Source organism: Myxococcus sp. AB056 (assembly GCF_006547365.1).
GTDB lineage: Bacteria > Myxococcota > Myxococcia > Myxococcales > Myxococcaceae > Myxococcus > Myxococcus virescens.
Genome location: NZ_VHLB01000162.1, coordinates 1 through 8,813 on the forward strand (window position 1 = coordinate 1; position 8,813 = coordinate 8,813).

The window sequence follows — 8,813 nt, forward strand, 5'->3', positions numbered from 1 at the left end:
CCTCCACGCCCGCGCCGCGCAGCACCCGTGCCAGCACGAGCGCTCGCCAGCGCCGTCACGGGTGACGGCGAGCGAGCGCTCGTGCTGGCACGGGTGCTGCGCGGCGCGGGCGTGGAGGTGGTCCAGATGCAGCTGTCCGACGAGCGCGGCGTGGTGGCGCTCCAGTTGGGCGACAGGAATCGCGCCACCTGGCGGAAGCTGGTGAAGGACGGGCTGTCCCACGGCGGCATCGTGGAGCTGCCGCCCGAGGAAGCCGCGGCCCTGCTGGCCGAGGCCGCCGGCACCAACCTGCGCACCCGCACGCCCTTCCCCCAAGGACTGGACGTGGTGCTGCGCCACTTTGGTGTCCAGCCGCAGCAGTCGCCCACGGAGCTGCCTCCACCCGAGCCCGAGGACGTCCGCCTCGCGCAGGAAGCCGACGTCCTCCACGACACCGTGGAGCTGGCTTCGTGGCTGCCTCCGGAGCCCGACATACGGGTCCTGGTGCAGAAGATGGACGAAGTGGTGCACAGCCCCCTGTCGCTGAGTGACGTGCAGCGTCAGGAGCAGCTCCAGGCGGCGGTGCTCGGCGTGGCCCGGGACTTCTTCACCCCCGAGGTGCGCCAGCGCTACGCGCTGCGGCTGTGGCGGATGGCGGGCTACTTCGAGCGGAGCAGCCGCCCACGCGAGGCGGGCATCGCCCGGGCCGAGGCCCGCCGGCTCTTCCATGGGGCCCAGGAGCCCTTCTCCCGCTTCGCCGAACGGCTCTTCGAGAAGGTGCTGGCCCTGGTGGCCGCCGCCGGGGCGCGGGCCGGTGCTCGGCCCGGCGCGGACTCCGGCCCCGCGGAGGCCGCGCCTGCCCCCATACTGGAGCGGCGCAGCCCCGGCGGGCTCATCATCCCCTGAGCACAGGGGACCTACGCACGGCCACTCAGGCCGGCGTCACGCGGGCACGCAGGAGCAGGTCCAGGTTCTCCCGCTCCCACGCGAGGGCGCGAGCGTAGTCGTGGAACTGCTTCTCGTGCTCCATCAGCTCGGGCGGGTGGATGCAGCGCCGCCCGTCATCGCCCTTCCGCGTCCGGTACACGTGGTGGAGCATCTCGTGGAAGACAATCCACTCCACGAAGTAGCGGGGCACCACCGGCTGGTCCAACGCCGGGTGGATGCGGATGACCTTCGAGTCCGCGGAGTAGGAGCCCATCTTGATGCTCTTGCGAGGCCCCTTCACCCGCGGCGCCGGGCCGTAGGTGATGGCCGCGTCGATGCGGCCTTCGAAGTAGCGCTCGTTCAGCCGGGCGTAGATGCGCTCCAGATCGTGGTGCTGCCCCACGGGCTCCAGCCGGATGCGCTTGCGCATCTGCGCCGGAGACAGGCGCCGGATGTAGACGCGGTTGCGCTCAATGAACTTGTCCAGCAGCACGCTGGCGTCCGGGTCACCCTTGCGCACGAAGCTGGCGAGCGCCTGCACCACGTCGTCCGGAGCGACCAGGAACATGTGGTGCAGCCGAAGCCGCCACATGGCCCGCTGGCGTTGGAACGTCAGCATGGTGTGCGTGTTGTCGTGAATCTCCAACGCCACCTTCGCGCGCAGGCGCGTGCGCAGCCGGCGTTCGAGCACGCGACGCCAGACCTTCAAGAGCCTGTTGGGCTCGGGGACGAGGGGAACCTGCCGGGCCACCCGGCCGGCCGTGTAACTCCGCTTCCTGATTACGTTTTTCTGACTCTTCGGGCGCGCCATAAGGGTTCCGGATTCTACGGACCCGTCTGACATGTGTAAACGCGCTCGGGAAGGCGAAAGCCCTGGAATTCCAACGACTTAAGGCCACTCGAGCCCACCAGGGCCCACTTGTCCGCCGCTGGGGCAGGATGCCGCATACGCTTCAAACGCCCGATGTCACTGGCGTCGCTTCTTGCATGGAATCTGCAGGACGAGCGGCCCCTCGCTCGCCGGCTCTATGAGGTAGGGTTTTGTACCCTTCGGCTTCCGACGCCCCGGGCACTGGTAGCTCACCCGGATGGGGCCCGCGGGCAGCGAGACCAGGGTGTTGATGGGGAGGCGCTCGCCCCCCTCACGCCGCAGCACCGTCCGGGCGGGAGCATCGAAGCGGACGCTCACCCGAGAGACTTCAGCGGTGGCCGCGGGCGGCACGTCCGCGTTGGCGTCAGGGGGCGCTGGTGCTCGCGCCTCCGGGGGCTTCGCCGGTTCAGTCGGCGCCGTCGCTTCCGGGCGTCCGTCGTCTTGCGCCACGGGGGGCGCGTTCGTGAGTGTGGCGGCAGGCAGCGCCTGTCCCGTGGCGGGCCGGACGACGGGTGACGCCGCTCCCCGCTGGTCCAGCGCGCCGACCGACAAGTCCTGAGGCTGCCTCGCCGATGCGCCGTGCGCGCCGCCCCAGAACCACCACGTCAGGCCAATGCCCAGGGCGAGGAGCCCCACGACACACGCCACCACCAGCGCCACCGGACGCTTGCGCTCGGGCGGCATGGCCCGCGTGTCGGCGGTGAACTCGCCCGAGTCCCCGCCGTAGCCCATGGTGGACTCGTCATCGTCCGGATCATCCCGGAGCGTGGGCCGAGGGTCGGTGTACTCCAGCGAGGACTGGCGCAGGTCGGCATGGAGGAAGTCTTCGTCGTCCTCCTCCTTGTGCCGGGCGCCTCGGGACGGGGGCGGGCTCCTCGGTGGCTGCGGCCGCTGATTCACCGTGGCGGGCGTCAGGGAGACGGACTGGGAGAGCTCCAGGTCCAGCGAGAATGCGCGACGCGGAGGCACCGGCGTGATGGACACGGAAGGAGCCGCGTCCTCCTCCGGCGGAGGGGGCCGGCGCGAGGCCGCCACGTGGGAGGGAGACGATGGGCCGGGGCGACGCGTGCGGGACGGCTCCGCCACGCGCGCGGGAGGGGGCGCCATGTGCGGTGAGGAGCGGCGAGCCGGCGCCGGCGGTGTCGAGGCAGGACGGGGTGGAATGTCTCTGGGTCGACTCCGCTGCGGCACGGTGGACTCTCCGTCGCCGATGTCCAGGTCCTCCACCACCGGCGCCGTGGCCCGGTACCCCACGGGCGAGGTGGCGACGGCGGTGGACATCTCCGAATCCTCGTCGTCGTCCTCCGCCTGGAGGGCAGGCAGGTCGCGCGGGCGCGCCATCAGCGTGGCGGGCTCGGGCTCGTCGCCGGAGAAGGACACCGGCACCGAGTCCCTGGAGGCGCGGCGAGGCGTGGGCCGAGCGGTGAGGCCGGGCGTGAGCTGCGCGCTGGGCACCGAGGCCAGGTCGGACTCGGGCGTCGTCGAGGACAGCGTGGGGGCGGTGGACTCCAGCACAGCCGGGCGCCGCGGCGGCTCGGCGTCCTGGGAGAGCCGAGCGCCCTGCAGTGGCACGGTGGCTTCACGCCGGCCGGGGCCCTTGGCCTCGGGGATGTGGAGGATGGTGCGCTCCTCCTCCTCCCCCAGCAGCCGGCCGATGTACTCCGACACGTCCAGGCTCTGCCGGAGGGTGCCGGAGGCGAGGAAGGACTCCAGCGCGTCGTGCACCTCCGACGCGCGCTGGTAGCGCAGGGCGCGGTCCTTGGTGAGGCAGCGCATGACGATGCGCGAGAGCGCTGGCGGGTAATCGTCGCGAAGCAGGTGCGGCGGCGACGGGTCCTCGTAGCGGATGGCGTAGAGGATGCCCTCCGTCGTCGGCTTGGCGAAGGGCTGCCTGCCGGTGGTGATTTCGTACAGCATGGTGCCCAGCGCGAAGATGTCCGCGCGGTGGTCCAGCCGCTCCTGCGACACCTGCTCCGGCGCCAGGTAGAGGAACTTGCCCTTGATGACGCCCGGCTTGCTGCGTTCCATGAACGCGCCCGCCTTGGCGATGCCGAAGTCGACCAGCTTGACGCGCCCGTCGTAGCCGATCATCACGTTCTGCGGGCTGACGTCGCGGTGGATCAACTCCAGCGGGCGCCCATCCACGCCGCGGCTGTGGTGCGCGTAGTCCAGGCCGGCGGCCACCTGCGCGCAGATGCGGGCGGCCACGCCATAGGGCACCGTGGCGCCGAACTTGGACTCCTCGGCCATGACGCGCCGCAGGTCCACGCCCTCCACGTACTCCATGGCGATGAAGATGTTGTCGCCCTCCTTCCCCAGTTCGTGCACCTGCACGATGTTGGGGTGGTGGAGCTGCGCGGCGATGCGCGCCTCGTCCAGGAACATCTGGACGAACTCGGGCTCCTCCGAGAGGTACGGGAGGATGCGCTTGAGCACCACCAGCTCGGGGTCCGGCGGCCGCTGGGACAGGAACAGCTCCGCCATGCCTCCCACGGCGAGCCGCTTGATCAGCAGGTAGTTACCGAACGGAATGGCCGTCTGGGGCGAGCTCACGAAGAAAGGTCGTCTGTCTGAAGGTGAATGGACTGGACTTTTCCGGAGCTTACCCACAATCACCGGCTCCTGGGAGCCAGGGACCCGCATCGGTGGGTTCCAGACACCCACCCCGCCTTCCGGGCCCAAAAAGAAGCCGCCCCTCCCCGGGTGGGCGAGGGGCGGCCGAATCAACCGACGAGGGCCACGCCCTCGTCGCGGGCCCTTACTCCGTCTGGGCGCCGGGGGCGGCCGGACGAAGCGTCTCGGGCTCGGTGACCACACCCTGCAGGTCGTGACACCCCTCGGGGTAGAGCACCGTCGTCCACGTGTTGGTCGTGCCGGGAATCACGCCCGCGTCGTTGAAGCAGCTGAACGTGCTGGTGCCACCGTCCATGCAGGGCGCGTGGGTGTAGGTGTCCCACACGCCGCGGATGCCGTCCGGGAACGTCACGGAGCCACCGTCGTTCACCATGACGCGGTAGTCGCAGCGCGGCGTGCCACCATCGGTCGTCGAACCGAAGGTGGTGAGGTTGTTCACGAGCACGCCGCCGGAGACCTCGAAGCCGAAGTGCATGGTGTCTTCGCCACCATCGGGAGTGGCGAGCCGCTTCATGGCCATGGGATTGGCGTCAGTCAGAGTCAGCGGCCCCTGGATGTGGACACGAGCGCCCAGGTGCTCCAGGTTGGGCCGGCCAGAGCCGCCATCCGAGTTGCCGAAGCCGTTGTCGATGCTGACCGCGATGTCGTTGGGCGGTGTCATCGTGCCCGTCTTGGTGATGACCATCGGGGTGGCTTCGCTTGCGCCGCGGAAGTCGAAGTTATTCTTCAGGACCTTGCGGTAGCCCTCGCGGTCCCGGAAGCGGCTGTTGTTCTGGACGAAGCCCTGGATGGTCACGATGTCGCCCCTCGCAGGCACGTACGTGGTCGGCGGATCCGTCCGGTACTTCTGGACGAAGATGCCGTCCTGAGCGTTGTTCGGATCAGCCACCCAGAAGTCCGCCGAAACGCCCGTGTCCTTCGAAGAGACGTAGACCACCGTCGTGACGACGACGCCCTCCAGGATGATCTGCGGACGGTCGTCCAGGAGGCGCGCCTCGCGGATGGTCACCGTCTGGACGCCCGCGTCACCCGTGCCCGCGTCACCCGTGCCCGCGTCACCCGTACCCGCGTCGCCGGTCCCGGAGTCCGGGCTACAGGTGCCGAGGCAGCCAGCGTCCGGCAGCGGATCCGTATCGTCGTCACGGCCAGAACAGCCAGCCAGGGATGCCATCGTCGCCGCGGTCACCAGCGCCGCCGCGCCTAGCGTCTTGCGCAGTTGCATTTCGAGAATCTCCATTCGTTCCGGCGCCGCGGTTCATGAACACCGACGCCTGTCGGCCAGGGGGTTGGCGCCTTATACCGGTGCCTCGAGGGGGGCGGCAAGGAAGCCTCCTTGTCGGAGGTGTCAGTCTGGTGAAATCGCGACCCTCCCTGTTGCGCCGGGTGAACGATTCCTGCGACCGCGTGTCTGTCGTGAAATCCAGACTGCTGTGACGCACCGTGCGTGTTCGCGAGCCAGCGCGTGGCGCTCACGTCAGCGCTCATCGCGGGCTGAGGGTCCATGCAGCCGGATTCCCGTCCGGCGATGGGAACACCGCCACCCTCGCCCCGTGGCCTGGCTTGCGCCGCACGCGGCATGCCACCATGGAATGCGTCCTGCACTCGTTCACTTCATGACCTCCCAAACGTGTCTCACCGCCCTGCTTGGCTTCGGCGTCCTGACGGCCTGCATCAATGTCCCCGACGTCGTCGAGCCACCGGCACTCCCGGACAGCGGGACGCCCTATGTCAGGCTCCAACTCGCCGGGGGCGCGACCCACGTTCGCGGCACGGTCACCGTCCACATCGAAACCAACGGCGAGTCGCCCGACGACGTCGAGCTCCTGCTCGATGGCGCGCCCCTTGGGAACGTCACGGCCCCGACCGAATTCGCATGGGACACCTCGGCGCATACGGAAGGGCAACACTCCCTGACTGCCCGTGTCAGGCTCCAGAACGCAACGTGGCAGAGCGAGCCACTCGTCGTCACCATCGACCGGACACCGCCGACCATCGCCCTGAGAGCGCCGGCCGACGGGGAAGCGGACGTCAGCGCATCCCACCCCATCCGGGTCGAGTTCTCCGAAGCGCTCCATCCAGACAGTCTCGCCGCATTGAGCGTCGAACTCCTCGTCAACGGTGAAAGCGTCGCCAGGACACTGAGCCTCTCCGAATCCCAGCGGACCCTGGAGATTCAAGCCGGCGTCGAGCTTCCGCTCCCCCGAGATGTGGAGGTGAAGCTCACCGGCGTCCGGGACCTCGCGGGGAACCCCGTAGCAGAGCCTTGGGTGAGTTGGTCCTGGAACGTCCCTGCGTGGCTCCCGGTCGGTCCCCGCGATGGGCTCGTCATCGAAGAAGGTGCTGCGACCCTGACACGGCTCGCGCTGAGGGAGCACGCTCCGCAAGCCGCGGTCGTTGCGTTCCGGGTCGACAACGGCGTGGGGGTACGTCGCTGGACGGGGCAGCGCTGGGAGCGACTGGGCTCCGTCCTGAAGCCCGCCAGCACCACCGCCGACCTCCACTTCAGCAACGACGGCGAACCGGTCGTTGCCTTCTCCCACTTTTTCAAACGAGAGGACGAAGAACTCAACCTTGTCGACGTGGCCGAAACGGCCCTCCATCGCTGGGCGGGCGCTGAATGGGAACGTTTTGCACTGACCGCCAGCGACTGGGACACGGAGTGGCATGCGAACTGGCCCGTGCAGCGCGAAGCCCCCTCCTTCGCGTTCGACACAGCGGGAACACCTTTTCTCGCGCACGGGACTGGCGCCTACTCGGGATTCGGCTGCCAGGGTGACGTCCATCTCGCCGTCCAGACCCAGAGCGACGGAAACTGGCTTCAAGTCGACAGCCCGTCTCGCGGCGCTCCAGAACAGTGCGGAATCGTCTCCACCCCGACCCTGTCGTTGAACAGCTCGCGGCTCCCGGTCGTTGCCTGGACTGAAGTCATTCAAGATGGAGGTACGCCGACCCAGGACGCGCGCATCTTCGTCAAGCAACGCACGGCCGTAGGCTGGAACGCTTTGGGCGGAGCCATCAGGCACCACTCTGGTGGCACCTTCGCGTCTCAGCCCGTCTTGAAGGTATCGGCCGCGGACGTGCCCGTCCTCGCCTGGAAGGAATCCAATCCCAGCGGCTCTGGCACAACGGCGACAGACATCTACGTGCGTCAGTGGGAAGACCGCCAGTGGAAGGCACTGGGCGGCCCTCTCAGCGCAGCTCCCGGCAACACCCCCGCGGACAGCCCCGCGCTCGCACTGGACAGCGAGGGCACCCCGGTCATCGCCTGGATCGAAGAAGAGGGCACCGCCAGACGCGTGCACGTCAGGACGTGGACCGGCGACGCCTGGCTGCCGCTCGGCACTGCGCCCAGTGCGATTCCGGAGTCCAACGGCGCCGCCACGGTGTCGCTCCAGTTGGACACGGACGGCACCCCCTGGGTGGCATGGGACGCCAGCCCTGGCGGCGATCCTGCACGAATCTTCGTCTACCGCTTCAACCGCTAGCCAGCCCCACGCCGCCAGTCGCTACACTGGCGGCATGGCATCCTCTCCCCTCCCCTTCCTCCGCGGCCTGCGGCCCACGCTGCACATCGCCCACCGTGGAGGCGCGGCCGTGGCGCCGGAGAACACGCTGGCGGCCTTCCGGCAGGCCGTGGAGCGCTATCGCACGGACATGCTGGAGCTCGACCTCCACCTCACCCGGGACGGGGAGCTCGTTGTTGCGCATGACACCACGCTGGAGCGCTGCACGGACGGCACGGGCCCTCTGGCCGCGCTCACGCTGGCCGAACTCCAGCGGCTGGACGCGGGCTTTCACTTCACGCACGATGAAGGCCGCACCTTCCCATTCCGGGGCCAGGGCGTGCGCATCCCCAGCTTCCGCGAACTGCTGCGCGCCTTCCCCAACCTGCGCCTCAACGTGGAGCTCAAGCCGGATGTCCCCGGCATCGAGGACACCTTCGCCCAGGTGCTTCAAGAGGAAGGGGCCCTGGAGCGGGTGTGCATGGGCAGCGAACTGGACACCGTGGCCGAGCGGCTGGTGGAGCGTCTCCCTTCCGCCTGCCACTTCTATCCCCGCGATGCGCTCGCGGCCTTCGTCATCGCCCTGCGTGGCGGGGACACGCCGCCGGAGGACCCGCGCTACACCGTGCTCGACATGCCGCTCTACTTCGGTGAGGTCCGGCTGGTGGACACGGACTTCCTCCAGCAGTGCGCGGCTCGGGGCAAGTGGGTCAACGTCTGGACGGTGGATGACCCGGCGGAGATGCACCAGCTCCTGGCGGAAGGCGTCGGCGGCATCATGACCGACCGGCCGGACGTCCTGAGGCAGATCATGGACGCCCCCTCGAAGCCGGGATAAGCCCCGGATTCATGCCTCGCACCACCGCTCGCACGCGCTCGAAGCCCGCCCAGGCCGCCCC

6 protein-coding genes are annotated in these 8,813 nt (G+C 69.2%); 3 read left to right on the forward strand and 3 right to left on the reverse strand.

All coding sequences use genetic code 11. The annotated features are described in order from the left end of the window. On the forward strand, positions 1-885 hold an 885-nt coding region (locus tag FMP39_RS36310; protein ID WP_141594528.1), incomplete at its 5' end, for a hypothetical protein. A 25-nt stretch (positions 886-910) separates the two neighbouring features. On the opposite strand, the gene FMP39_RS36315 is transcribed toward FMP39_RS36310, so the two are convergent. From FMP39_RS36315 to FMP39_RS36325, 3 genes are all read right to left on the reverse strand, one after another. Next, positions 911-1,657 carry a hypothetical protein gene (locus FMP39_RS36315; protein WP_090489233.1) on the reverse strand — a complete coding sequence of 249 codons (747 nt, stop codon included), beginning with the start codon at positions 1,655-1,657 and terminating at the stop codon, positions 911-913. Between the two features lie 216 nt (positions 1,658-1,873). Then, positions 1,874-4,330, reverse strand: coding sequence for a serine/threonine-protein kinase (locus FMP39_RS36320; RefSeq protein ID WP_141594529.1), 2,457 nt, complete (start codon positions 4,328-4,330; stop codon positions 1,874-1,876). Between the two features lie 205 nt (positions 4,331-4,535). After that, positions 4,536-5,633 carry a hypothetical protein gene (locus FMP39_RS36325; RefSeq protein ID WP_228558633.1) on the reverse strand — a complete coding sequence of 366 codons (1,098 nt, stop codon included), beginning with the start codon at positions 5,631-5,633 and terminating at the stop codon, positions 4,536-4,538. 391 nt (positions 5,634-6,024) lie between these two features. Between FMP39_RS36325 and FMP39_RS36330 the strand changes: the two genes are divergently transcribed. Further along, complete coding sequence (locus tag FMP39_RS36330; RefSeq protein ID WP_228558634.1) at positions 6,025-7,896, forward strand: Ig-like domain-containing protein; 1,872 nt, start codon at positions 6,025-6,027, stop codon at positions 7,894-7,896. A gap of 34 nt (positions 7,897-7,930) precedes the next feature. Next, positions 7,931-8,752 (forward strand): glycerophosphodiester phosphodiesterase, encoded by an 822-nt coding sequence (locus FMP39_RS36335; RefSeq protein ID WP_141594531.1) that lies wholly within the window; start codon positions 7,931-7,933, stop codon positions 8,750-8,752. The last annotated feature ends 61 nt before the right edge of the window (positions 8,753-8,813 follow it).

Bases quoted from the DNA above. Each gene is read 5' to 3' on its own strand.
- FMP39_RS36325 (WP_228558633.1), bottom strand. From the start codon at position 5,633: ATGCAACTGCGCAAGACGCTAGGCGCGGCGGCGCTGGTGACCGCGGCG.
- FMP39_RS36330 (WP_228558634.1), top strand. From the start codon at position 6,025: ATGACCTCCCAAACGTGTCTCACCGCCCTGCTTGGCTTCGGCGTCCTG.
- FMP39_RS36335 (WP_141594531.1), top strand. From the start codon at position 7,931: ATGGCATCCTCTCCCCTCCCCTTCCTCCGCGGCCTGCGGCCCACGCTG.